The sequence below is a fragment of the Stenotrophomonas bentonitica genome (assembly GCF_013185915.1).
GTDB lineage: Bacteria > Pseudomonadota > Gammaproteobacteria > Xanthomonadales > Xanthomonadaceae > Stenotrophomonas > Stenotrophomonas bentonitica.
Map to the genome: position 1 here is coordinate 20,571 of NZ_JAAZUH010000002.1, position 25,145 is coordinate 45,715.

Genomic DNA, 25,145 nt, shown 5'->3' on the forward strand with positions numbered 1-25,145 from the left:
AGCGCATGCCGCGCTTGGCAACTCTCAGGCCGGCGGATGGGCCGGACCATGGCGCTTGCGGATGTCGCGGGCGAGCACGCCGACCACGATGAGGTTGATCACCAGCACCGTCCACGAGGCCCAGCCCGGGTGGCGGATGATCGCGAAAATGTCGAACGGCAGGTAGATGCCGGCGGTGACGCAGCCCAGCCAGGAGGCCCAGGCCTTGGCGCGCCAGAGGCCCCATGCCTCGAAAAGATGCAGGATGCCGTAGGCGACCATGGCGGCAGCGGCCAGGTGCACGGCATCGGGGCTGATCATGTTGAGCAGCGAGGGCAGGGTGCCGTGATCCGGGTCCAGGCTGAAACGCCGGATCAGGGCATTGACCCCATCGCGCAGTGGCTGTGGGCCGAGTACTTCCAGCCCGGTGGCAGCCAGCAGCGCCAGGACCGCCTTGCTGGCTTCCAGCAAGGCGATCAGGTGAAGCCCCGGATGCTTGTGAGGATCCGGGTTGTAGGCGGTGTCGGTCACGAGGGTCCGATCAGCCGCGCGAGGCCTTCTTGCGGTCGCTTTCGGTCAGGAACTTCTTGCGCAGGCGGATCTCCTTCGGGGTGATCTCGACCAGCTCGTCGTCCTCGATGAAGTCCAGGGCCTGTTCCAGCGAGTACTTGATCGCCGGCGACAGCTGGATCGCATCGTCCTTGCCCGAAGCGCGCATGTTGGTCAGCGGCTTGGTCTTGATCGCGTTGACGGTCAGGTCGTTGTCCTTGGAGTGGATACCGACCAGCTGGCCTTCATACACGTTGTCGCCTTCGGCAGCGAAGAGCTTGCCGCGTTCCTGCAGCGGGCCAAGCGAGTACGCCGGGGTGGCGCCCGGGGCATTGGCGATCATCACGCCGTTGATGCGCTTGGCGATCGCGCCCTGTTCCTTCGGACCGTAATGGTCGAACACGTGGAACAGCAGGCCCGAACCCTGGGTCAGGGTCTTGAACTCGTTCTGGAAACCGATCAGGCCACGGGCCGGGATCTGGTATTCCAGGCGCACGCGGCCCTTGCCGTCCGGCTCCATGTTCTTCAGCGCGCCCTTGCGGGTGCCCAGCTTCTCCATGACGCCGCCCTGGTGCTGCTCTTCGATGTCCACCACCAGCTGCTCGATCGGCTCCATGGCCTGGCCGTCGATCTGCTTGATGATCACTTCCGGGCGCGACACGGCCAGTTCATAGCCTTCGCGACGCATGTTCTCGATCAGCACCGACAGGTGCAGTTCGCCACGGCCGGAGACCAGGAACTTGTCGGCGTCTTCCAGCTGTTCCACCTTCAGGGCCACGTTGTGGACCTGTTCGCGGTCCAGGCGGTCCTTGATCTGGCGGCTGGTCAGGAACTTGCCACCGGACAGGTCCTTGTTGCCGGCGAACGGCGAGTTGTTGACCTGGAAGGTCATCGAGATGGTCGGTTCATCCACGGTCAGCGCCGGCAGCGCTTCCGGGGTTTCCGGGTGGCACAGGGTGTCGGAGATGGTCAGCTCCGGAATACCGGAGATGGCGACGATGTCGCCGGCTTCGGCGGTGTCCTGCTCGATGCGCTCCAGGCCCAGGAAGCCCAGCACCTGCGCGACCTTGCCGTTGCGCTTCTTGCCTTCACGGTCGATCACCGCGACCTGCATGTTCTTCTTCAGGGTGCCGCGCTGGATGCGGCCGATGCCGATCACGCCCACGAAGTTGTTGTAGTCCAGCTGGCTGATGCGCATCTGGAACGGACCTTCCGGGTCCACTTCCGGCTTCGGCGCGTGCTGCATGATCGCTTCGTAAAGCGGGGTCATGTCGCCGTCGCGCACGCTGTCTTCCAGGCCGGCGTAGCCGTTCAGGGCCGAGGCGTAGACGATCGGGAAGTCGAGCTGCTCATTGGTGGCGCCGAGCTTGTCGAACAGGTCGAAGACCTGGTCGATCACCCAGTCCGGACGCGAGCCCGGGCGGTCGACCTTGTTGACCACCACGATCGGCTTGAAGCCCATCGCAAAGGCCTTCTGGGTCACGAAGCGGGTCTGCGGCATCGGGCCGTCCATCGCGTCGACCAGGATCAGCACGGTGTCCACCATCGACAGCACGCGCTCCACTTCGCCGCCGAAGTCGGCGTGTCCGGGGGTGTCGACGATGTTGATGCGGTTCTTGATCCCGGTCCGCTTGTCTTCCCAGGTGATGGCCGTGTTCTTGGCCAGGATCGTGATGCCACGTTCCTTTTCCTGGTCATTGCTGTCCATCACGCGCTCGGCGAGCACGGTGCGCTCGGAGAGGGTGCCGGACTGCTTGAGCAGCTGGTCGACGAGGGTGGTCTTACCGTGGTCGACGTGGGCGACGATGGCGATGTTGCGAAGATTTTCGATAGACATGCGAAAGGGGGCCAGTCGGCGCCGGATTTGGAAAAAGAAGTCCATCATTATACGGCTTTCATGACAGAACGCGAAAAGGCCCGTCTGCGCATTCAGGTGGGGCCCCGGGCGGCCCCCCGGCACCGCCCGTTCATCCATCGTCGGGGATGCCCGATCCGCTGCCGGGTGTAGAATCAGGGGGCTCAATACACCCCCGAATTCCCAAGGATCCACATGTCCCTTATCGCTACCTTCGACACCACCCAGGGCCCGATCAAGGTCGAGCTGTTCGCCGACAAGGCGCCGCTGACCGTGGCCAACTTCGTGAACCTGGTCAAGAAGGGCTTCTACGACGGCCTGATCTTCCACCGCGTGATCCCCGACTTCATGATCCAGGGCGGCTGCCCGCAGGGTCGTGGCACCGGCGGCCCGGGCTACAAGTTCGAAGATGAGAAGAACGGCGTGAAGCACCAGGTCGGTTCGCTGTCGATGGCCAATGCCGGCCCGAACACCAACGGCAGCCAGTTCTTCATCACCCATATCAAGACCGATTGGCTGGATGGCAAGCACACGGTGTTCGGCCAGGTGCTGGACGGCCAGGCCATCGTCGATTCGGTCAAGCAGGGCGACGTGATCCATTCGATCACCCTGGAAGGCGACACCGACGCCGTGCTGGCCGCCCAGGCCGACCGCGTCGCGGAGTGGAACAAGATCCTCGCCGCCTGATCCACTCCCACACAGCTTTTTAGCAGAGGAAATCCCCATGAAAGCACCTGTTCGTGTTGCCGTGACCGGCGCCGCCGGCCAGATCGGCTACGCCCTGCTGTTCCGCATCGCATCCGGCGAAATGCTCGGCAAGGACCAGCCGGTCATCCTGCAGCTGCTCGAGCTGCCGGTCGACAAGGCCCAGGCCGCCCTGCGCGGCGTGATGATGGAACTGGAAGACTGCGCGTTCCCGCTGCTGGCCGGCATGGTCGGTACCGATGACGCCGAAGTGGCATTCAAGGATGCCGACATCGCCCTGCTGGTCGGCGCGCGTCCGCGCGGCCCGGGCATGGAGCGCAAGGACCTGCTGCTGGAAAACGCCAAGATCTTCACCGCGCAGGGCGCGGCGCTGAACAAGGTGGCCAGCCGCAACGTGAAGGTGCTGGTGGTCGGCAACCCGGCCAACACCAACGCCTACATCGCCATGAAGTCGGCGCCGGACCTGAACCCGCGCAACTTCACCGCCATGCTGCGCCTGGACCACAACCGTGCGCTGAGCCAGCTGTCGTCCAAGCTGGGCAAGCCGGTCGGTGGCATGGAAAAGCTGGTGGTGTGGGGCAACCACAGCCCGACCATGTACCCGGACTACCGCTTCGCCACTGCCGACGGTGCGTCGATCGCCGATGCGATCAACGACCAGGAATGGAACGCCAACACCTTCATTCCGACCGTGGGCAAGCGCGGCGCGGCGATCATCGAAGCGCGCGGTTCGTCCTCGGCTGCCTCGGCCGCCAATGCCGCCATCGACCACGTGCGCGACTGGGTGCTGGGCAGCAACGGCAAGTGGGTCACCATGGGCGTGCCGTCCGACGGTTCCTACGGCATTCCGGAAGGCGTGATCTTCGGCTTTGCGGTCACCACCGAAAACGGTGAGTACACCCTGGTCAAGGACCTGCCGGTCGACGACTTCAGCCAGAAGTACATCGACAAGACCCTGGCCGAGCTGGAAGAAGAGCGCGCCGGCGTCGCCCACCTGCTGGGTTGATCGGTTCGCACTGCGAACGATGAAACGGGGGACGCTTCGGCGTCCCTTTTTCATATCCGGCTTACCATGGCGACATGATCCACCTGCATTACCTTGATGACGCCCTGCTGGTCGCGGAAAAGCCCGCCGGCCTGCTCTCCGTGCCCGGCCGCCTGCCGGAAAACCAGGACTGCGTGATCGCGCGCCTGCAGGTCCTGTATCCCGACGCGTTGACCGTGCACCGGCTCGACCAGGTCACCTCCGGGCTGCTCCTGCACGCACGCGGCAAGGCGATGGAAGCGGCGCTGTCGGTGCAGTTCCAGCAGCGCGAGGTCGGCAAGCGCTACCAGGCGGTGGTGGAAGGCGTGCTGGACCACGATGCCGGCGAGGTCGACCTGCCCCTGATCGTCGACTGGCCGAACCGACCAAAGCAGCGCGTGGATCATGAAACCGGCAAACCCGCACTGACCCGCTGGCAGGTGCTGGCCCGCGACCTCGAAGCCGGGCGCACCCGCGTCGAGCTGGAGCCGGTGACCGGGCGCAGCCACCAGTTGCGGCTGCACATGGCGAGCCTGGGCCACCCCATCGTCGGCGACGTGCTGTACGGCGCCATGCCGGCCTCGCGCGTGTACCTGCATGCCTGCAGACTGCAGTTCACCCACCCGTTGACCGGGCAGGCCCTCGCGTTCGAATCATCCGTTCCCTGGTAACGCCGTACGACCAAGGTCGGACGGTCTGCCGGCTGCCATCGGACTATGCTCGATCCCATGGCTTTGTCTGGGAGGGCTGTCATGCGTTACGAAGATGTCTACCGCCGATCGGTCGAGGAACCTGAAGCCTTCTGGGCCGAGGAAGCGCACCGCATCTACTGGCACGTGCCGCCGCAACAGGTGCTGGACTACAGCAACCCGCCGTTCCGTCGCTGGTACGTCGGGGGCCAGACCAACCTCTGCTACAACGCGGTCGACCGTCACCTGGCCGAGCGCCCGGACCAGCTTGCGCTGGTGGCCATTTCCACCGAAACCAACGTCACCCGCGAGATCACCTATCGCGAGCTGTACCGCGAAGTGAACGCGTTTGCCGCGGTGCTGCAGCGCCTGGACGTGCAGCGAGGCGACCGCGTGGTCATCTACATGCCGAACATGGCCGAGGCGGTGTTCGCCATGCTCGCCTGCGCGCGCATCGGCGCGATCCACTCGGTGGTATTCGGTGGTTTCGCCGCGCACAACCTGGCGCTGCGCATCGATGATGCCGCGCCCAGGCTGCTGATCGCCGCCGACGCCGGCAAGCGTGGTGGCAAGGTCATTCCGTACAAGGCGATGGTCGACGCGGCCTGCGCCGAAGCGCAGTCGCCGCCGCCGCATGTATTGATCGTGTCGCGTGGGCTGGACCCGGCCGAGCCCAAGGTGCCGGGCCGTGACGTGGACTACGCCACGCTGCGCGAGGAAGTGGGCGACCAGGATGTACCGGTGGTGTGGTTGGAATCAAACGAACCGAGCTACCTGCTGTACACCTCCGGCACCACTGGCAAGCCCAAGGGCGTGCAGCGCGACGTCGGCGGTTACGCGGTGGCGATGGCGCAGTCGATGGAAACCGTGTTCGATTGCAAGCCGGGCCAGGTGATGTTCTCCACCTCGGACGTCGGCTGGGCCGTCGGCCATTCCTACAACGTGTACGGCCCGCTGATCGGCGGCTGCACCTCGCTGCTGTACGAAGGGTTGCCGACGAATCCGGATCCGGGCATCTGGTGGGCGCTGTGCGAACAGTACGGCGTGCGCACGCTGTTCTCCTCACCCACCGCGATCCGCGTGCTGAAGAAGCACGACGCCGATTTCATCAAGCGCCACGACCTGGCCGCACTCAAATATGTGTTCCTCGCCGGCGAGCCGCTCGACGAACCCACCGCGCACTGGATCAACGATGCGCTGGGCAAGCCGATCATCGACAACTACTGGCAGACCGAAACCGGCTGGCCGGCGCTGACCCTGCTGCCGGGCGTGGACCTCAAGCCGGTGCGTTTCGGCTCGCCGGGCTTCCCCAATCTCGGCTACCGGATGAAGGTGATCGACGAGAACACCGGCCTCGAAGTGCAGCCGGGGCAGAAGGGCGTGCTGGTGATGGTGCCGCCGCTGCCGCCGGGCTGCATGAGCACGGTCTGGAACGACGACGCGCGCTTCCTGCAGAGCTACTTCAGCCACTTCAAGGAACTGCTGTACAGCTCGCTGGACTGGGCGATCCGCGACGAAGACGGCTACACCTTCATCCTCGGCCGCACCGACGATGTGATCAACGTGGCCGGGCACCGGCTCGGCACCCGCGAGATCGAGGAGTGCATTTCCGGGCACCCGCTGGTGGCCGAAGCAGCGGTGATCGGGGTCAAGGACGAACTGAAGGGCCAGGTGCCGCTGGTGTTCGTCACCCTCAAGCAGGCCGTGGGCGAGGAGGGCGCTGCAGTGGTCGCCGAAATGATGCAGCGGGTCACCCAGAGCCTGGGCGCGGTGGCGCGCCCGGCGCACATCCACCTGGTCAACGCCCTGCCCAAAACCCGCTCCGGCAAGCTGCTGCGTCGCTCCCTGCAGGCCCTGGCCGAACACCGCGACCCGGGCGACCTGTCGACCCTGGACGACCCGGGCGCGCTGGACGAGATCCGGCGCGCGCTGGGGCGCTGACCTCAGGTGGCCCGGGCATGCATCGCCCGGGTCATCCGCCCTTGGTGCGCTGCACCAATCCAATTTATGAACGTCGGTTAAGCTTCAGGGGCAATGTGCCGAATCTACCCATGGCAGCTGCTCGGGGGAGTAGGCAATCGCAAGGGGGCGTACCGCCGGGCTCAGATGTCCGGGAAGGGCGTGGCAGTAGAAGTGGTACAGGGGGACACCAATGGCGTACATCCATGCCAAGACGGCCGCTGGCCGTCAGGAAATCGAAGATCGTGCGCGCCGGCTGCTGCCGGGGCTGCGCTCCATTCTGCTGATGGTCGATGGTCAGCGTGATGACAATGAACTGACGGCCATGTTGCCGGGGCTGCGCGCGCCCGACGACGCGCTGGCGCAGTTGGCAGAGATGGGACTGATCGAAGTGGTCGGCGGCGCGCTGGCGCCGAGCGCGCCGCGCGCGCTCACCACCGGTCGCGAGCAGGACCCGGTGCTGTACAAGCAGTTGTATGACTGGATGAGCGAATCGGTACGCAGGCACTTGGGCCTGAAGGGCTACTTCATGCAGCTCAAGATCGAACGCTGTACCGACGCGGCCGGCCTGGAAAAACTGTGGCCGGACATGGCCGCTGCGGTGTCCAAGGCAAAGAGCCCGGCGCTGGCCAACCGCTGGATGGAGGAGACCCGGGCGTTGCTGCAGAGCGACGCGCAACCGGCCTGAAACGAACGAAGCCTCGGCTCACCGGGCTTCGTTCGCGGTGATGCGCGTTATTGCAGGCCTTCGGCTTGCAGTACCGACTTCACGCCCGCGTCGGCTTCCATGCGGGTCTTGAACGCGGCCAGGTTGCCCAGGCCGCTGAGATCGATCTTGGCCGCAGCCGCCCAGCGCAGGGTGATGTAGAAGTACGGGTCGGCGTAGCTGCGGAATCCGGCCAGCCACGGCTTGTCGGCGAGCTGGCGGTTGGCGGTTTCGAACAGGCCGCGCAGGCGCTTGCGGGCGGCGTCGCGGACCGCGTCGTACTGCGCTTCGTCGCCGATGAACTTGCCCGGCCCGAACAGCGGCGAGAACGCCGGGTGCACGTCCGAATTGACGAAGGCCAGCCAGCGGTTGGCTTCGGCGCGCTGCTGCGGGCTGCCGTCGCCGGCCAGGCCGGCCTGCGGATAGCTGTCGGCGATGTAGCCCATGATGGCCGAGTTCTGGGTCAGCACGAAGCTGCCATCGACGATCGCCGGCACCGCGCCGGCCGGATTGATCGCCAGGAATGCCGGGGCCTTCAGCGTGTCCTTGTCGAGCAGCTCCACCTCATACGGCTGGCCGGTCCACTGCAGGGCGATATGGTCGGCGGTGGAGCAGGCTCCGGGCTTGCTGTACAGCTTCATGGGTAACTCCGTCGGATTGCGGGAAAGATGAACGGCCCACTATTCCAGAGCCGCCTCCGCATCCTCAACGGTATGGCCGTAACAGACCGTTACGACGCGCGTGGCTTGAGTTTCTGCACGCGATAGAAGGTGTGGTCGCCGATGGTGGCCACCTGGTAGGCGTTGCGCCAGCTCGGGTTGGCGATCGACAGCGCCGCGAAGTGGCTGGCCCCGGGCACGATCTCCTTGCGCTCGCCGGCCGGCAGGGCCCAGTTGCGCTCGGCATCGAAGGCCACGGTCATGGCTTCTTCCCAAGCATCGCTGTTGGCCAGCTGGGTGCCGGGCGCGACGATGGTCGGGGCGAACTGCTTGCGCGCAGTCACCACCTTGCACATCGAGTCGCCCCACAGCCCGCTGTCAAGGCGGCGCAGTGCCACTTCCGCAACGGCTTGCTGGCCGCGCAGGGTCTGGTCACGCGCTTCGAGGTAGACGGTCGTGCTCAGGCACAACGAATCGGCGGCCGGCTGCGGCAACAACTGCGACAGCCAGAGTATCCAGGCCAGTTTCATGTATCTCCTTGCTCCGTATGGGCCGCACCTGGCTGTCCATCCGATCAACGGGACGGGGCGGGGGGTACGACTTGGCGTCATGGGGAGGCGGCCATCGGGGCCGCCCGTAAGCAGCTCCCGAAAGACATGGGGGCCGCGCGCTCACTCGAACTGGGTGGTGAGCGGGAAAGTTGGCGCACGATAGGGGGGGATTTCGCAACGCATCCTGAACCGGAAAGCTTGACATTCAGGTTCAGGGGTGGGGCGGATAGTCGTATTCAGGTTTCGCGTGCAGCCGGCCAGAGGCCGGCTCTACCCTGATCAAACGCGGGTCGTGCCGGCTGGCGGCCGGCTCCTCACAACGCGGCGGCCAACCGGCTGCCCTGGTTGATCGCGCGCTTGGCATCCAGTTCGGCGGCCACGTCCGCGCCGCCGATCAGGTGCGCGTCCACGCCCGCCGCCTGCAGCGCGGCGTGCAGGTCGCGGCGCGGTTCCTGGCCGGCGCAGATCACCACATGGCTCACCGGCAGGGTCTGTTCCTGGCCGTCGATGCGGATCCGCAGGCCACCGTCGTCCACGCCCAGGTATTCCACGCCGCCGAGCATCTTCACGCCCTTGGCCTTGAGCGTGGCGCGGTGGATCCAGCCGGTGGTCTTGCCCAGCCGCGCGCCCGGCTTGCCGGGGCTGCGCTGCAGCAGCCAGACCTTGCGCGCCGGCGCTTCCGGTTGCGGCCGGGCCAGTGCGCCGCGGGCCTCGAAGCTCGGGTCCACCCCCCATTCGGCCATCCAGCGGGCCGGGTCCAGCGCCGGCGAAGGCCCTTCGTGGACCAGGAACTCGCCCACGTCGAAGCCGATCCCGCCGGCGCCGATGATCGCGGCCTCCGGCCCGACCTGCACCCGGCCCAGCAGCACGTCCAGGTACGTGACCACCTTGGGGTGGTCGGCGCCGGGGAAGTCGACCTCGCGCGGGCGGATGCCGGTGGCCACCACCACCGTGTCGAAGCCGACCAGGGCGGCTACGTCGGCCTGCGTGTCGAGCTTCACGGTGACGCCGGTCTCGTCCAGCTTGTGGCGGAAGTAGCGCAGCGTTTCGTGGAATTCCTCCTTGCCCGGAATGCGCTTGGCCACGTTGAACTGGCCGCCGATCTCGCTGCCGGCATCGAACAGGGTGACCGCGTGGCCGCGCTCGGCGGCCACGGTGGCGCAGGCCAGCCCGGCCGGGCCGGCACCGACCACGGCGATCTTCTTCGGCGCGCTGGTCGGGCGGTACACCAGCTCGGTTTCATGCACGGCGCGCGGGTTGACCAGGCAGCTGGCGGTCTTGTTCTCGAACACGTGGTCCAGGCAGGCCTGGTTGCACGCGATGCAGGTGTTGATCGCCTGCGCACGGCCAGCGCGGGCCTTGTTGGCCCACTCCGGGTCGGCCAGCAGCGGGCGCGCCAGCGACACCATGTCGGCGCCGCCGCCGGCCAGGATGCGTTCGGCCACGTCGGGCATGTTGATCCGGTTGGTGGCGATCACCGGCAGCTGCACATGCGGCTTGAGCTTGGCGGTGACCCCGGCGAACGCGGCGCGCGGCACCGAGGTGGCGATGGTCGGTACCCGTGCTTCGTGCCAGCCGATGCCGGAGTTGATCAAGGTGGCACCGGCCGCTTCGATCGCCCGCGCCTGCTGCACGATCTCGTCCCAGTTGCTGCCGTCCTCGACCAGGTCGACCAGCGACAACCGGTAGATGATGATGAAATCCGGGCCGCAGGCTTCGCGGATGCGGCGCACGATCTCCACCGCGAACTGCATGCGGCGGCCTGCATCGCCGCCCCAGCGGTCGCTGCGCAGGTTGGTGCGCGGCGCGATGAATTCGTTGATCAGATAGCCTTCCGAACCCATGACTTCAACGCCGTCGTAGCCTGCCTCGCGGGCCAGCCGTGCGCTGCGCGCGTAGTCGGCGATATGCCGTTCCACCCCACGCGCCGACAACGCCCGCGGCGTGAACGGGTTGATCGGCGCCTTCTTCTTCGACGGCGCCACCGACAGGGGGTGGTAGGCATAGCGGCCGGCATGCAGCAGCTGCAGGCAGATCTTGCCGCCGTGGTCGTGCACCGCGCGGGTGAGCTGGCGGTGCGGACCCACTTCCCACGGCCAGGACAGCTTGCCGCCGAACGGCTTGAGCCAGCCGACCACGTTGGGCGCGTAGCCGCCGGTGACAATCAGCCCGACCCCGCCGGCCGCGCGTTCAGCGAAGTACGCCGCCAATCTGGGGAAATCGCGCGCACGGTCTTCCAGCCCGGTGTGCATGGACCCCATCAGCACGCGGTTGCGCAGGGTGGTGAAGCCCAGGTCGAGCGGGGCGAACAGATGGGGGTAGGTGGGGGATTCAGCGGCTGGCGACATGTCGATACGCTTGCGTACGGAAGGCATGAAGCGTGACGCGAAAACCGCCAGACGACAAGTAGTGCCGGCCGCCCGCCGGCTCCACGCATCACCAGCCGGACAATACGATCTTCCCGGTAACCCCACCCCCCTCCAGCAACCGGTGCGCCTCGCGCAGATGCGCTGCGTTGATCGTGCCCAGCGAGGTATGCGCGGTGCTGCGCAGTTCCCCTGCGTCGACCAGGCTCGCCACGCGGCTGAGGATGCGATGCTGCTCGATCATGTCCGCGGTCTGGAACCGCGAGCGCGCGAACATGAATTCCCAGTGGATGCCGATGCACTTGGCCTTGTAGGGATCGCCGATCCGCAAGGGCCCGCGCGGTTCCACCACCAGGCCCACATGCCCCTGCGGGGCCAGCAGCTCGCCGAGTACCTCCCAATAGTGGTCGGTGTCGGCCAGGTTCAACGCCACCTCCACCTGCGCGATACCCAACGCCTGCAGCTGCGCCGGCAGGGGCTGGCGGTGGTCGACCACATGGTCGGCGCCCATCCGCCGGCACCATTCCGCTGAATCCTCGCGCGATGCGGTGGCAACCACGGTAAATCCCGCGTGGCGCGCCAACTGGATCGCGATGGATCCCACGCCACCGGCACCGCCGATCACCAGCAGCGTCTGCCCGACATGGCGTCGATCATCGAAGTGCAGCGGCATGCGTTCGAACAGCAGCTCCCATGCGGTCAGCACGGTCAACGGCAGCGCCGCCGCTTCGGCGAAATTCAGCGTGGTCGGCTTGCGGCCAACGATCCGCTCATCCACCCACTGCAGCTGCGCGTTGCTGCCGGGGCGGGTGACATCACCTGCGTAATACACCTCATCGCCCGGCGCGAACGCGGTGACCTGCGCGCCGACCGCTACAACGGTGCCGGAAGCGTCAAATCCGAGAATGCGGGGTGGCGACACCTCACCCGCACGCGGTGCACGCTGTTTGGTATCCACCGGGTTCACCGAAACCGCGTGAACGCGCACCAGCAGGTCACGTCCCTGCGGCGCCCCCGGTTCAGGAATGACGAGATCGCGTAGCGCGTCAGGGTCGTCGATGGGCAGGTAGCGGCTCAGTCCTACAGCGTTCATATCGGCTCCTGGGAGGTGAAACACGTTCATCATAGGGACGCTTTCAAACCTGTTTTTGAGCTGAATCGCGACACACCGCCGAATTGCATCAAATACTGTAGCGAGTCGTTGAAATCTTTGGGAAAGTGCCCAAAACCCTTGTCATTGTTGGGTCTTGCGGAAGTTCACCAACCTGTATAGGGTGCCTCCAGCTGGACCGGTGGAGGTCTGGCGGTCGATTTCACATGTTATGTGACCGTTAACATCGCCTTCACTCCCCTGAGCATAATGTTCGCGGCGGTGGCGTGCTGAATCGGCAGTCTTAACGACGCAGTAGTGCTGGCCCATGCCTCTACCGGTTTCATACCCCCGAAATAGGAGCTGTATTACATGAACAAGAAGATCCTCACTGCCGCGCTGCTGGGCGGCCTGGCGTTTGCCCAGGCAGCTTCCGCGCAGTCGTCCTTTGATGACCGCTGGTACCTGACCGGTTCGGCTGGCTTCAACTTCCAGGATAGCGACCGTCTGACCAACGATGCTCCGTTCGTGACCCTGGGCCTGGGTAAGTTCCTCAGCCCCAACTGGTCCCTGGACGGTGAGCTGAACTACCAGAACCCGAATTTCGACGACAACCAGGATCTGAACTGGAGCCAGTACGGCGTCTCGCTGGATGCCCGCTACCACTTCATCCAGGAAGGCCGTGGCTGGAACCCGTACCTGCTGATGGGCCTGGGCTACCAGAAGTCGGAAGAAGAGTTCAACAACTTCCCGTCGCCGGACAGCCCGGGTGAGCGCAAGGACGGCAACTTCGCCGCCAAGGTCGGCGTCGGCCTGCAGACCACCTTCGACAAGCGCGTTGCAGTGCGCGCCGAAGTGGCCTACCGCGGTGACTTCGACGACAAGAGCATCGCTGCTCCGGACGAAAGCTGGTTCGGCGACGTGCTGGCCTCGGTCGGCGTCGTGATCCCGCTGGGCCCGCCGCCGGCTGCCCCGGTTGCCGCCCCGGCTCCGGTTGCCCCGAGCTGCGCCGACCTGGATGACGACGGTGACGGCGTCAACAACTGCGACGACAAGTGCCCGGATTCGCAGCCGGGTCAGACCATCGGTCCGGACGGTTGCCCGGTGCCGGTCTCCATCGACCTGAAGGGCGTCAACTTCGACTTCGACAAGTCGAACCTGCGTCCGGACGCCGTGGCGATCCTGAGCGAAGCCACCCAGATCCTGGTGCGTTACCCGGACCTGCGCGTCGAAGTGGCTGGCCACACCGACCTGTGCGGCAAGGAAGACTACAACCAGAAGCTGTCCGAGCGTCGTGCGACCACCGTGTACAACTATCTGACCCAGAACGGCGTTGCTGCCAGCCGTCTGACCGGTCCGATCGGTTATGGCGAGAGCCGTCCGCTGGAGCAGACCCCGCAGACCTTCCCGGCCTGCAAGAGCGAGAAGAACCGTCGTACCGAGCTGAACGTCCAGAACTAATCGTTCGGGAACATCAGTCTCAGGACAGGGCCCGGCAATGCCGGGCCCTGTTTTTTGTGTGCGATCCAACAAATTGGAATTAAATTCAACAAGTTGCCGTATTCATTGAATGTGGGATCTTGAAAGCGGTTGTGGCGCTGTTAAACTTGGTGCGTCACCCTCTTTCCTGGATGCATCCCATGCTGCGTATCGCACTGGCCGCCGCCCTCGGCCTGGCCCTGGTTCCCACCGCTTACGCAGCCGTGGATTGCTCGGCCACGGCAACCGCCGTAGCGCCTTTGCCGCTCCCGGCCACCGCGATCGCGCCGGTCGCCAACGAGCTGTACATCCGCAACGTCCAGCTGGGCATGCCGGCGGGCGTGCTGACCTCCAACTTCGACCAGCAGCAGTCGCTGGACCGCGTGCTGCAGCGCCTGCGCATCGACGGCTGCCAGAACATCGCCAAGGCGATGCCGGGCGCACCGGCGGTGAAGCCGAACGATCCGGCCGCCTACAAGCCGCAGACCGAGTTCGACAACACGCCGTGGCGCTTCGACATGAGCCAGAACGGGAAGCGCATGACCGCCGAAGAGTTCGACGCCTGGATGAAGGCCAAGGGCGTGCGCGTGGTCAAGGCACGCCCGGCGCCGGCCGCTGCGGCCGCGCCTGCCGCCGCTCCGGCGGTTGAAACCAAGCCGGAAGGCAAGAAGTAAGACCCGCGCGCTGCGACCGATGAGCACACGTCGGCCCCCCGCGGCGCCCCCGAACCGACCACGCCGCGACACGCGGCGTGCGTCCGCCCCGACCAGGCCGGGCGCCACGCGCGTCCCCGAAGCGCCACGCCATGGGCTGGCGCGGGTGCTGTCCAAGGCCGGGTTGTGCTCACGCACCGAAGCCGCGCGCTGGATCGCCGACGGCCGGGTCACGGTCGACGGCCGCACCATCAACAACCCCGAATTCCCGATTATCGACGGTCGCCATGTGGTCCGCGTCGACGGCCAGCCGCTGGGCAGCGCCCGGCGGATCCACATCATGCTCAACAAGCCGCGCGGGCTGGTCACCACTGCGCAGGACGAGCGTGGCCGCGACACCGTCTACCGCTGCTTTGACGGTGCCGGCCTGCCATGGCTTGCCCCGGTGGGGCGCCTGGACAAGGCCAGCGAAGGCCTGTTGCTGTTCAGCAACGACCCGGAGTGGGCAGCCCGCCTGACCGACCCGGAAACCGGGCCGGACAAGACCTACCACGTGCAGGTCGACGTCATTCCCGACGAGGCCCGGCTGGCTGCGCTGCGCGCCGGGGTCGAGGACGACGGCGAGTTCCTGCGCGCGCGCGCGGTGCACCTGCTGCGCAGCGGGGAAAAGACCGCCTGGCTCGAGGTGGTGCTGGAAGAGGGCCGCAACCGGCACATCCGCCGGCTGCTGGCGGCCTTCGGGATCGATGTTCTACGTTTGGTAAGGGTAGGGATCGGCGACTTGGCACTGGGGACGCTGGGCAAGGGCGCCTGGCGCGAGCTGCAGCCGGATGAACTGGAATTGCTTTACACCACGGCCGGACGCGCCGTGGTCGCATCGTAGTGCGTGGCCCGCTGGGGAGCGGGCGCACCACCGGGCAAGGGATGGCCTGCCGCTCAATGCCTGACCACTACCGGGAGAAGTGTCATGAAAACGCGCATCCACCGCCGCCCGCTTCTGGGCGGTGCCGGCCTGTTGCTGTCCGCCCTGCTGCTGGCCGCCTGCGGCGGGCATAAGCAGGCGGCCAAGGCCACCCCGCCGGTCACCGACAAGGTAGTCGAAGTGCAGCTGCCCGCATCCGAACGCGATGCCCGCGGCGCCTACCGGTTCCACATGAGCGACGGCGAGAAGCGCATGACCGCCGAAGAGTTCGACGCGTGGATGAAGGCCAACGGGATTCGCGTGGCGAAGGGCAGCCCGACCGCGGCCGCGGCGCCCAAGACCAGGAAAAAATGACATGGAGCGGGGCTCTGCCCCGCTCCGTGGTGCGCTGCCGTTACGCCTTGATCACACCCAGCTCCACGCCGATGCGGGTGAACGCATCGATCGCGCGGTCCAGGTGCGCACGGGTGTGCGCGGCGCTGATCTGGGTGCGGATGCGCGCCTGGCCCTTGGGCACCACCGGGAAGAAGAAGCCGATCGCATAGATGCCTTCTTCAAGCAGGCGCTGCGCGAACTTCTGCGCCAGCGGGGCGTCGTACAGCATCACCGGGCTGATCGGATGCACGCCCGGCTTCACGTCGAACCCGGCTGCGGTCATCTTCTCGCGGAAGTACGCGGTGTTTTCCTGCAGCGTGGTGCGCAGGTCATGGGCGCTGGCCAGCATGTCGAACGCCTTGATGCCGGCGGCGACCACGTGCGGCGGCAGTGAGTTGGAGAACAGGTACGGGCGCGAGCGCTGGCGCAGCAGTTCGATCACCTCGGCGCTGGCGGTGGTGAAGCCGCCCAGTGCACCGCCCATCGCCTTGCCCAGGGTGCCGGTGATGATGTCGATCCGGTCCAGCACGCCTTTGACCTCGGCCGAGCCGCGGCCGGTGGCGCCGAGGAAGCCGGTGGCGTGGCATTCGTCGATATGCACCAGTGCGTTGTACTTCTTCGCCAGCGCGGTGATCTCGTCGAGCGGGGCGATGAAGCCGTCCATCGAAAACACGCCGTCGGTGGTGATCAGCTTGGTGCGGCAGCCGGCGGCATCGGCGGCCTGCAGCTGCGCTTCCAGGTCGGCCATGTCGCAGTTGGCGTAGCGGAAGCGCTTGGCCTTGCACAGGCGCACGCCGTCGATGATCGAGGCATGGTTGAGCGCATCGGAGATGATCGCGTCGTTCTCGCCCAGCAACGGCTCGAACAGGCCGCCGTTGGCGTCGAAGCAGGCCGCGTACAGGATGGTGTCCTGCTTGCCGAAGAAGCCGGCGATCTGCTGTTCGAGCTGCTTGTGCAGGTCCTGGGTGCCGCAGATGAAGCGCACCGAGGCCATGCCGAAGCCGTGGCTGTCCAGCGCGTCCTTGGCCGCCTGGATCAGGTCGGGGTGGTCGGCCAGGCCCAGGTAGTTGTTGGCGCAGAAGTTCAGCACCTGGCGACCGTCGTCCAGGGTGATCTCGGCCGACTGCGGGCTGGTGATGACGCGCTCGGACTTGAACAGGCCCTGGGCGCGGATCGCCTCCAGTTCCTCAACATAGTGCTGGGTGAGCGGGGCGGTCTGGGCGTCGGTCATGGCAGGCAGTCATCGGCACGGGAAAACCGGGATTTTACCTGCCCGGGCCGTTGCCCGGGGCGGTCATTGGCGCGGACGAGGGCAGGGCGGCCCGGCATCGGTTACGCATGGAATTGTTGCATCGCAATATCAATCGGGTTAAAAATCCGTAAACTCCCCACCCCCTTCACCCCCACCGTCTGGAGAGACCCGCATGAACCACGCCACGCGCCGTACTGCCGCCGCTGTGCTCTGCGCCGCCCTGTTTGCCCCGTTCATCGCCAGCGCCCAGGACGAGGCCGAATCGCCGTTCAGCTGGAACGTGACCGGCGTGTCCGACTACGTGTTCCGGGGTGTCTCGCAGACCGATGAAGACCCGACCCTGCAGGCCGGCTTCACCTACACCTCGCCGGTCGGCCTGTACGCCGGCATCTGGGGTTCGGGCGTGGACTTCGGCGACGGCGGCCCGGATGCCGAGGTCGATTATTTCATCGGCTATGGCGTGGATGTCACCGACAACGTCAACTTCGACGTGATGCTCAACCACTACAGCTACCCGGGTTCCAGCGAGCTGGCCTATACCGAGCTGATCACCAAGACCAGCTTCGCCGAGCACTACAACGTGACCGTGGCCTACACCAACGACGTCTGGAACACCGACACCGACGGCTGGTACTTCGCCGCCGGCACTGAGTGGGCGCTGCCGCAGGAATTCACCCTGACCGCGAACGTGGGCCGCAACACCTTCAAGGACGAGATCGCGAAGGATTACACCGATTGGAACATCGGCGTGAACCGCACCTGGGGCCTGTTCACCCTCGGCCTGGGCTACTACGGCACCGACGGCAACGGCCGCTACAACAGCGGCAAGCTCGCCGACAACCGCGTGGTGTTCAGCGTAGCCGTCGGGCAGTAAGCGGCGTCTGCACGCAGAAAAAAGGCACCCGGTGGGTGCCTTTTTTCATGTCGCTCAGTTCCAGCTCAGAACCACCTTACCGGCCTTGCCCTGTTCCATCAGGTCGAAGCCCTTCTGGAACTCGTCGATCGGCAGCTGGTGGGTCATCACCTTGCCGAGCGGGAAGCCGGACAGCACCAGCTGGGTCATCTTGTACCAGGTCTCGTACATCTTGCGGCCGTAGATGCCCTGCACGGTCAGGCCCTTGAAGATGATCTTGTCCCAGTCGCAGCCGGCGCCCTTGGGCATGATGCCAAGCATCGCGATCTTGCCGCCGTGGTACATGCAGTCGAGCATGTCGTTGAAGGCGCGCGGGTTGCCGCTCATTTCCAGGCCCACGTCGAAGCCCTCCATGTGCAGTTCCTTCATCACGTCCTTGAGCGAGGTGTTGGCCACGTTGACCACGCGGGTGGCGCCCATGTCGGCGGCCAGCTTCAGGCGGAAGTCGTTGACGTCGGTCACCACCACGTTGCGCGCACCGATGTGCTTGCAGATGCCCGCGGCAATGATGCCGATCGGGCCGGCGCCGGTGATCAGCACGTCTTCGCCGATCACGTCGAACTCCAGCGCGCAGTGCGCGGCGTTGCCGTACGGGTCGAAGAAGGCGGCCAGTTCCGAGGGGATCTGGTCGGGGATCGGCCACAGGTTGCTGGCCGGCATCACCATGTATTCGGCGAAGGCGCCATTGACGTTCACGCCGATCCCGACCGTGTTCGGGCACAGGTGCGGACGGCCGCCACGGCAGTTGCGGCAGTGGCCGCACACGATGTGGCCTTCGGCCGAGACACGCTGGCCGAGCTCGTAGCCGGTCACGCCCGGACCGATTTCGGCGATGCGGCCGACGAATTCGTGGCCGATGGTCAGGCCCGGCTTGATCGTGCGCTGGCTCCATTCGTCCCACAGGTAGATGTGCAGGTCGGTACCGCAGATGGCGGTCTTTTCCAGCTTGATCAGGACCTCGTTCGGGCCCGGCACCGGCACCGGCACGTCTTCGAGCCAGATGCCCTTGGCGGCTTCGCGCTTGACCAGGGCCTTCATTGTTTGCTGCGCCATCGGGGTGGAGCTCATCTGGGGGAAAGGCGGAATTATAGGGGGTGTGGGGGCGGGGGCATGTTGCGGTGCGTCCATGACGTTCGGCCGACGGGCCGTGTGGCGGACCCGGCTACAATCGGCGGTTCTTTCACCAGGGGCCGCTTCATGCGCTCGAATCTGCTTGCGTTTTCCATCGTTGCCAGCCTTGGGCTGGTCCAGGCCGCCGCTGCCGCCGAGGGCATGTGGGTGCCGCAACAGCTGCCGGAGATTGCCGGGCCGCTGAAGCAGGCCGGCCTGAAGCTGTCGCCGGAACAGATCTCCGACCTGACCGGCGACCCGATGGGCGCCGTGGTGGCACTGGGCGGCTGCACCGCCAGCTTCGTCTCCCCGCAGGGCCTGGTGGTCACCAACCACCACTGCGCCTATGGCGCGATCCAGCTCAACTCGACCGCCGAGAAGAACCTGATCAAGGACGGCTTCAATGCGCCGACCCTGAAGGACGAACTGAGCGCCGGCCCGAACGCGCGCGTTTTCGTGCTCGACCAGATCACCGACGTTACCGACCAGGCCAAGGCCGCCATTGCCGCCGCCGGCAAGGATCCGCTGGCCCGCACCCGCGCGCTGGAAGCGTTCGACAAGGCGCAGACCGCCGCCTGCGAGGCCGACGCCGGTTTCCGCTGTCGCCTGTACAGCTTCTCCGGCGGCAACACGTACCGCCTGTTCCGCAACATGGAAATCAAGGACGTGCGCCTGGTCTACGCGCCGCCCGGCAGCGTCGGCAAGTTCGGCGGCGACGTCGACAACTGGATGTGGCCGCGCCACACCGGCGACTTCTCGTTCTACCGCGCCTATGTCGGCAAGGACGGCAAGCCGGCGGCGTTCTCGGCCGACAACGTGCCGTACCAGCCAAAGCACTTCCTGAAGTTCGCCGACCAGCCGCTGGGCGCCGACGACTTCGTGATGGTGGCCGGTTACCCGGGCCGCACCAACCGCTACGCGCTGGCTGGCGAATTCAATGAAACCGCCGACTGGACCTACCCGACCATCGCCCGCCACTACAACGCGGTGCTGGACCTGATCGACAAGGCCGGCAAGGCCGATCCGGACGTGAAGGTGAAGTACGCCAACACGGCCGCCAGCATGAACAACGTGGCCAAGAACTACAAAGGCCAGCTGGAAGGCTTCAAGCGCATCGACGCGGCGGGCCAGAAGCAGGCCGAGGAAGCGGCCGTGCTGGCCTGGCTGAAGAAGCAGGGCGCGGCGGGCAAGCCGGCACTGGCCGCGCACGCGCAGCTGGTCAAGCACCTGGACACCAGCCGCACCACCCGCGAGCGCGACCTGTTCGTCAGCCAGTTCAACAACACGTCTGCGGTCGGCGCCGCGCTGTCGCTGTATCGCCTGTCGATCGAGCGCGCCAAGCCGGACGCCGAGCGCGAAACCGGGTACCAGGAACGCGACCTGCCGACCCTGGAAGGCAACCTGCGCCAGATGGACCGCCGCTACGTGGCGAAGATGGACCAGCAGCTTCAGCAGTACTGGCTCAACCAGTACGCGGCCCTGCCGGCGGCACAGCGCAGCAACGAGGTGCTGAACCAGTGGCTGGCCGGCAGCGATGCCGCCGCCGTCGACGGCCTGGTCCGCAAGCTGTCCGGCACCAAGCTGGGCAGCCTGGACGAGCGCCTGACCTGGTTCAAGGCCGACCGCGCCGCCTTCGAAGCGAGCACCGACCCGGCCATCCAGTACGCGGTGGCAGCGATGCCGGCGCTGCTGAAGCAGGAAGAGCAGAAGAAGACCCGCGAAGGCGAATCGCTGCTGGCCCGCCCGACCTATCTGCAGGCCGTGGCCGACTACAAGAAGAGCCAGGGCGGCTTCGTCTATCCCGACGCCAACCTGTCGCTGCGCATCACCTTCGGCAATGTCATGGGCTACGGCAAGGACGGCGTGAACTACACCCCGTTCACCACCCTGGAAGGCGTGGCTGCCAAGGAAACCGGCGAAGATCCGTTCGACTCGCCCAAGGCGCTGCTGGACGCGGTCAAGGCCAAGCGTTACGGCGGGCTGGAAGACAAGCGGATCGGTTCGGTGCCGGTCAACTTCCTCTCCAACCTTGATATCACCGGCGGCAATTCCGGTTCGCCGGTGCTCGACGCGCACGGCAAGCTGGTCGGCCTGGCCTTCGACGGCAACTGGGAATCGGTCAGCTCCAACTGGGTGTTCGACCCGGTGATGACCCGCATGATCGCGGTGGACAGCCGCTACATGCAGTGGATCATGCAGGAGGTGGCGCCCGCGCCGCAGCTGCTCAAAGAGCTGAACCTGACCCACTGATTCACCGAAGACCCCGCGGCCAAAACCGCGGGGTTTTTTCTTAGGTATCATGCGGTTCCCCCCACGATCGTTCACGCAATGTGAACGATTGCGACTGCCAAGGATCCCAAGTTCGCATGCGCATCCTGCTTGCCCGTCACGGTGAAACGCCGTGGAATGCCGAAGGCCGTTACCAGGGCCAGATCGATATCCCGCTGTCGCCGATCGGCGAGGCCCAGGCCCAGGCGCTGGGCGAACGCCTGAAGTCGGTGGACATCACCCGTGCCGTCGCCTCGCCGCTGTCGCGCGCGCAGCGCACCGCGCAGCTGGCGCTGGGTGCAGAACGGGCGCCGATGCTGCTGACCGAACCGGACCTGCAGGAGATCGCCCACGGTGAGTGGGAAGGCCTGCTGGCCAGCGAAATCCATGAAAAAGACCCGTCGCGCCTGCAGGCCTGGCGCGAGGAACCGGACACCGTGCTGATGCCCGGCGGCGAGTCGCTGCGGCTGGTGCTGGACCGCAGCTGGCGCGGCCTGGCCCGCGCCGCCGAAGGCCTGGGCGAGCACGACACCCTGCTGGTGGTAGCCCATGACGCGGTCAACCGGGTGATCCTGTGCCGGATCCTGGGCCTGCCGCTGTCGCGCCTGTGGACCTTCCGCCAGGCACCGACCACGCTCAACCTGCTCGAAGGCGCCGACCTGGACAGCCTGGAAGTGGTGCGCCTGAACGACTGCGCCCACCACACCCCGTTCTTCGGTGAAGCCAAGCACCGCGCGCTGTAACCCCGACCGACACGATCCATCGCCATGAATACCGCCCGCCCGCAGACGCTCGCCGACTGGCTTGCCCACATCGAACAGCAGCACCCGGCCACCATCGACATGGGGCTGGAGCGCGTACGCACGGTCGCCACCGCCATGGGCCTGGGCCAGCCGGCCCCGCACACCATCGTGGTCGGCGGTACCAACGGCAAAGGGTCCACCGTGGCCTTCGTCGAGGCCATCGCGCGGGCGGCCGGCTGGAAGGTGGGCGCGTACACCTCGCCGCACCTGCTGCAGTACAACGAACGTATCCGCATCGATGGCGAGGACGCCTCCGACGCGGCCCTGGTCGCGGCCTTCAACGCGATCGAAGACGCCCGCGGCGACACCACGCTGACCTATTTCGAGTACGGCACGCTGGCCGCGCTGCACCTGTTCGCAGGCGCCGGGCTGGACCTGGCGGTGCTGGAAGTGGGGCTGGGCGGACGCCTGGACGCGGTCAACATCGTCGACGCCGACGTCGCCATCATCACCACGGTGGACATCGACCACGCCGACTGGCTGGGCGAGGACCGCGAGGCCATCGGCGTGGAGAAGGCCGGCATCATCCGCGGCTGGAAGCCGGTGATCCTGGGCGAGACCGATCCGCCGTCGAGCGTGCTGGCGCGCGCCTATCTGCTGGGCGCGAATGCGATCCGCGGCGGCAGCGATTTCTTCGCCGACGTGATCGACGCACAGCGCTGGCGCTGGCGCGATGTCGGGTTCCGCATCGAACTGCCGATGCCGGCCCTGCGCGGCCCGATCCAGCTGCGCAACGCGGCGTCGGCGATTGCCGCACTGCGCGCGCTGGGCAAGCCGCTGCCACGCCCGGCGATCATCGACGGCGTGGCGCAGGCGCGCATCCGTGGGCGCCTGCAGGCGTTCGAACGTGACGGGGTGGAGGTACTGGTCGACGTCGGCCACAACCCGCAGGCGGCCCGCGAACTGGCCACCGCGTTGAAGGCGGCGCCGCGCAGCGGACGCACCGTGGCGGTGTTCGCCGCACTGCAGGACAAGGACGCGGTGGGCGTGGTCGAGGCACTGTCCGACCGCGTCGATGCCTGGCACCTGGCCGGGCTCGACGGCGCGCGCGCGCAGAGCGCGACCGCACTGCAGTCGCGCCTGGCCGATACCGCCGCTGCTGGCGCCTCCACGCACGCCAGCGTGGAGGTCGCGCTGCAGCAGGCGCTGGCGACCGCACAGGCGGGCGACCGCGTGCTGGTGTTCGGTTCCTTCCACACCGCCGCCCAGGCCCTGCAGTGGCTGGAACACGCCCGCTGACGCGGGCGGCCGGCCACCTCGTTCAGTTGTCTTCGACGCCGCACCCGCGCGCGCCCGTATAATCGCCGTGGCATTCCGCCGCGCCGCCTGCCTGCCTTCCGTGGATACTCCTCTGAAACAGCGTCTGATTGGTGCCATCGTCCTGGTGGCGCTGGCCGTGATTTTCCTGCCCATGCTGGTCAAGGGCCCTGCGCCCGACAGCGGCGTGGCCAATGTTCCGATCAGTGCTCCGGACGCCCCGGCCGACGGCCAGTTCCAGACCCGCGAGCTGCCGCTGGTAGCGCCCACCGGCGGTGCCACCGGCCTGCAGGGTGCGACCAGCACCACCGCGCCGTTGCAGGACGCTGCCGCGCCGGCCGAAGCGGCCGTTGCCGACACCTCGCCGGCCGTAGCTGCGGGCAACTATGCGGTCAGTTTCGGCGCCTACGGCAGCCAGGCCGACGCCAATGCGGTCATTGCCTTCCTGAAGAAGGCGCAGCTGCCGGGCTTCAGCGAGGCCGCCACGATCAACGGCCGCCCGGCCTGGCGGGTCCGGGTGGGACCGTACGCCGACCGCGCGCAGGCCGAAGCCGCGCGCCTGGAAGCGATCAAGGTGCGCAATGACGTCAAGGCCGAAGTGGTGACCCTGGACGCCGGTGCGAACAGTGCGGTGGCCACCGCACCGACCCCGACCCCGACCACCACCCCGGCCAGCCCGGCGCCTGCCGCGGCCTCCAGTGCCAGCGCCGCCCCGGCCGCCGCTGCGGTCAAGACCGAAGCGCTGCCTCCGGAACCGGCGGCCGCCGCCAAGCCGGCGCCGAAGCCTGAAACGCCGAAGCCTGAAGCGCCCAAGCCGACCCCGGCCAAGCCGGAAGCGCCGGTCGCGGCGGCCAAGCCGGCCGTGGTACCGGCTGCGCCGGCCGCCAGCAGCGTCGGCTTCGCCGTACAGCTGGGCGCGTTCGGCCAGGCCAGCGACGCCAACGCGCTGCGCGACAAGGTCCGCGCCGCCGGTTTCAGCGCATTCGTGGAGCAGGTACGCACCGACAAGGGCACGCTCAACCGCGTGCGTGTCGGGCCGGTCGCCAACCGTGCCGAGGCGGAGAACCTCAAGGCCCAGGTTGCGTCGAAGGTCGGCGTGGCCGGCATGGTCCGGCCGCATCCCTGATGCGGCGTAGCCATGACCTGACGGGAGCGCGGCATGCTTGATGTCGTGTTGCTGGCGGTAATCGGCATTTCCACCCTGCTGGGGCTGATGAAAGGCTTCGTCAGCATCGTCATCGGCACCCTGTCATGGCTGCTCGGCGGCTGGGCCGCGCTGATGTTCGGGCGCAGCGCGGCGGCCTGGTGGTCGGCCCCGGCGGCGCCGGGCAGCGGCCATTACGTGGCCGGCTATCTCACCGTGTTCCTGCTGGTCATGGTCTCGGTCTGGGCGATCGGCCTGGTGGTCCGCCAGGCGGTCCGTTCGACCAGCCTGAACGGCGCCGACCGCATGCTGGGCGGCGGCCTGGGCGTGGCGCGTGGCGGGCTGATCGCCTGCGTGCTGCTGCTGCTGGGCTCCTACACGCCGCTGACCCGTGAGCCGACCTGGCGGAATTCCTACCTGCGCGTTGCGCTGGACCCCGGCGTGGGCTGGATGCAGGCGCACATGCCGCGCATGCCCGACCTGCCGGCGCTGCCCGATCTGGACGCCATGAAGGGCCTGCAGGCCCTGCCTGCCGCGCTGCCGGAGGTGAACATGGCGCAACTGCCCGGCGTGGAGTTGGGCAAGCCGGGCGCGACAGGCGATAATGGCGTACTTGGCCAGTTGCTGGGTGGGCGCGGATGGCCGCGACCACTGGATGAGACCCCGCAGCAGGCGGTGGACCCCGCCGATGTGTGGGCCAACCAGGCACGACCAGGCTCCCCCCAGAACACCGATCCGGCGCTCGTGCGGCCGGACGACACCGGTCCGGCACGGAACGGTTCCCCCGGCCAGGCACGGCCACCTTCACAGTAGATGGGCCCAGCCCAGCGGAGATTC

General features: G+C 66.9%; 23 protein-coding genes. 15 read left to right on the forward strand and 8 right to left on the reverse strand.

Features of this window, described 5'->3' with window-relative positions; genetic code table 11:
• Positions 1-24 precede the first annotated feature (24 nt).
• Positions 25-510 (reverse strand): DUF2127 domain-containing protein, encoded by a 486-nt coding sequence (locus tag HGB51_RS11055; protein WP_070207583.1) that lies wholly within the window; start codon positions 508-510, stop codon positions 25-27.
• 10 nt (positions 511-520) lie between these two features.
• Positions 521-2,365, reverse strand: a complete 1,845-nt coding sequence (gene typA / locus HGB51_RS11060) for a translational GTPase TypA (protein WP_070207582.1) — start codon at positions 2,363-2,365, stop codon at positions 521-523.
• A 213-nt stretch (positions 2,366-2,578) separates the two neighbouring features.
• Here typA and HGB51_RS11065 point away from each other — a divergent pair, with 213 nt between their 5' ends.
• From HGB51_RS11065 to HGB51_RS11085, 5 genes are all read left to right on the forward strand, one after another.
• Positions 2,579-3,070, forward strand: coding sequence for a peptidylprolyl isomerase (locus HGB51_RS11065; protein ID WP_070207581.1), 492 nt, complete (start codon positions 2,579-2,581; stop codon positions 3,068-3,070).
• Between the two features lie 37 nt (positions 3,071-3,107).
• Positions 3,108-4,094, forward strand: coding sequence for a malate dehydrogenase (locus tag HGB51_RS11070; RefSeq protein ID WP_070207580.1), 987 nt, complete (start codon positions 3,108-3,110; stop codon positions 4,092-4,094).
• Positions 4,095-4,168: 74 nt separating this feature from the next.
• A complete protein-coding gene (locus HGB51_RS11075) occupies positions 4,169-4,783 on the forward strand; it encodes an RluA family pseudouridine synthase (RefSeq protein ID WP_070207579.1) in 615 nt (204 codons plus the stop codon).
• 81 nt (positions 4,784-4,864) lie between these two features.
• A complete protein-coding gene (gene prpE / locus HGB51_RS11080) occupies positions 4,865-6,742 on the forward strand; it encodes a propionate--CoA ligase (protein ID WP_070207578.1) in 1,878 nt (625 codons plus the stop codon).
• Between the two features lie 211 nt (positions 6,743-6,953).
• Positions 6,954-7,448: a hypothetical protein gene (locus HGB51_RS11085; protein ID WP_070207577.1), complete on the forward strand. Its 495-nt coding sequence runs from the start codon at positions 6,954-6,956 to the stop codon at positions 7,446-7,448.
• 47 nt (positions 7,449-7,495) lie between these two features.
• On the opposite strand, the gene HGB51_RS11090 is transcribed toward HGB51_RS11085, so the two are convergent.
• The 4 genes from HGB51_RS11090 to HGB51_RS11105 all read right to left on the reverse strand — a co-directional run bounded on the left by HGB51_RS11090 (position 7,496) and on the right by HGB51_RS11105 (position 12,135).
• Positions 7,496-8,107: a glutathione S-transferase family protein gene (locus HGB51_RS11090; RefSeq protein WP_070207576.1), complete on the reverse strand. Its 612-nt coding sequence runs from the start codon at positions 8,105-8,107 to the stop codon at positions 7,496-7,498.
• An 89-nt stretch (positions 8,108-8,196) separates the two neighbouring features.
• Positions 8,197-8,655 carry a cell wall hydrolase gene (locus HGB51_RS11095; protein WP_070207575.1) on the reverse strand — a complete coding sequence of 153 codons (459 nt, stop codon included), beginning with the start codon at positions 8,653-8,655 and terminating at the stop codon, positions 8,197-8,199.
• Between the two features lie 335 nt (positions 8,656-8,990).
• Positions 8,991-11,024 carry an NADPH-dependent 2,4-dienoyl-CoA reductase gene (locus HGB51_RS11100; RefSeq protein WP_070207574.1) on the reverse strand — a complete coding sequence of 678 codons (2,034 nt, stop codon included), beginning with the start codon at positions 11,022-11,024 and terminating at the stop codon, positions 8,991-8,993.
• An 88-nt stretch (positions 11,025-11,112) separates the two neighbouring features.
• Positions 11,113-12,135: a zinc-binding alcohol dehydrogenase family protein gene (locus tag HGB51_RS11105; protein WP_070207573.1), complete on the reverse strand. Its 1,023-nt coding sequence runs from the start codon at positions 12,133-12,135 to the stop codon at positions 11,113-11,115.
• 369 nt (positions 12,136-12,504) lie between these two features.
• On the opposite strand from HGB51_RS11105, the gene HGB51_RS11110 reads away from it, so the two are divergent.
• From HGB51_RS11110 to HGB51_RS11125, 4 genes are all read left to right on the forward strand, one after another.
• Positions 12,505-13,593 (forward strand): OmpA family protein, encoded by a 1,089-nt coding sequence (locus HGB51_RS11110; protein ID WP_070207572.1) that lies wholly within the window; start codon positions 12,505-12,507, stop codon positions 13,591-13,593.
• Between the two features lie 179 nt (positions 13,594-13,772).
• On the forward strand, positions 13,773-14,285 hold the full coding sequence (locus tag HGB51_RS11115; RefSeq protein ID WP_070207571.1) for a hypothetical protein: 513 nt from the start codon (positions 13,773-13,775) through the stop codon (positions 14,283-14,285).
• A 19-nt stretch (positions 14,286-14,304) separates the two neighbouring features.
• Positions 14,305-15,147, forward strand: coding sequence for a pseudouridine synthase (locus HGB51_RS11120; protein WP_070207570.1), 843 nt, complete (start codon positions 14,305-14,307; stop codon positions 15,145-15,147).
• 84 nt (positions 15,148-15,231) lie between these two features.
• Complete coding sequence (locus HGB51_RS11125; protein ID WP_070207569.1) at positions 15,232-15,540, forward strand: hypothetical protein; 309 nt, start codon at positions 15,232-15,234, stop codon at positions 15,538-15,540.
• 40 nt (positions 15,541-15,580) lie between these two features.
• Here HGB51_RS11125 and kbl read toward each other — a convergent pair whose 3' ends face one another.
• Positions 15,581-16,792 (reverse strand): glycine C-acetyltransferase, encoded by a 1,212-nt coding sequence (kbl, locus tag HGB51_RS11130; protein WP_070207568.1) that lies wholly within the window; start codon positions 16,790-16,792, stop codon positions 15,581-15,583.
• A gap of 193 nt (positions 16,793-16,985) precedes the next feature.
• Here kbl and HGB51_RS11135 point away from each other — a divergent pair, with 193 nt between their 5' ends.
• Positions 16,986-17,687, forward strand: a complete 702-nt coding sequence (locus tag HGB51_RS11135) for a TorF family putative porin (protein WP_070207567.1) — start codon at positions 16,986-16,988, stop codon at positions 17,685-17,687.
• A 54-nt stretch (positions 17,688-17,741) separates the two neighbouring features.
• On the opposite strand, the gene tdh is transcribed toward HGB51_RS11135, so the two are convergent.
• Entirely contained in the window at positions 17,742-18,764 is a 1,023-nt protein-coding gene (gene tdh / locus HGB51_RS11140; RefSeq protein WP_070207587.1) for an L-threonine 3-dehydrogenase, read from the reverse strand.
• Between the two features lie 159 nt (positions 18,765-18,923).
• Between tdh and HGB51_RS11145 the strand changes: the two genes are divergently transcribed.
• The 5 genes from HGB51_RS11145 (at position 18,924) to HGB51_RS11165 (ending at position 25,121) form a co-directional block, all read left to right on the forward strand.
• Entirely contained in the window at positions 18,924-21,086 is a 2,163-nt protein-coding gene (locus tag HGB51_RS11145; RefSeq protein ID WP_070207566.1) for a S46 family peptidase, read from the forward strand.
• 116 nt (positions 21,087-21,202) lie between these two features.
• A complete protein-coding gene (locus HGB51_RS11150; RefSeq protein WP_070207565.1) occupies positions 21,203-21,847 on the forward strand; it encodes a histidine phosphatase family protein in 645 nt (214 codons plus the stop codon).
• Positions 21,848-21,871: 24 nt separating this feature from the next.
• Entirely contained in the window at positions 21,872-23,146 is a 1,275-nt protein-coding gene (folC, locus tag HGB51_RS11155) for a bifunctional tetrahydrofolate synthase/dihydrofolate synthase (protein WP_070207564.1), read from the forward strand.
• 100 nt (positions 23,147-23,246) lie between these two features.
• Complete coding sequence (locus HGB51_RS11160; RefSeq protein ID WP_070207563.1) at positions 23,247-24,290, forward strand: SPOR domain-containing protein; 1,044 nt, start codon at positions 23,247-23,249, stop codon at positions 24,288-24,290.
• A gap of 33 nt (positions 24,291-24,323) precedes the next feature.
• On the forward strand, positions 24,324-25,121 hold the full coding sequence (locus HGB51_RS11165; RefSeq protein ID WP_070207562.1) for a CvpA family protein: 798 nt from the start codon (positions 24,324-24,326) through the stop codon (positions 25,119-25,121).
• Positions 25,122-25,145: the final 24 nt, after the last annotated feature.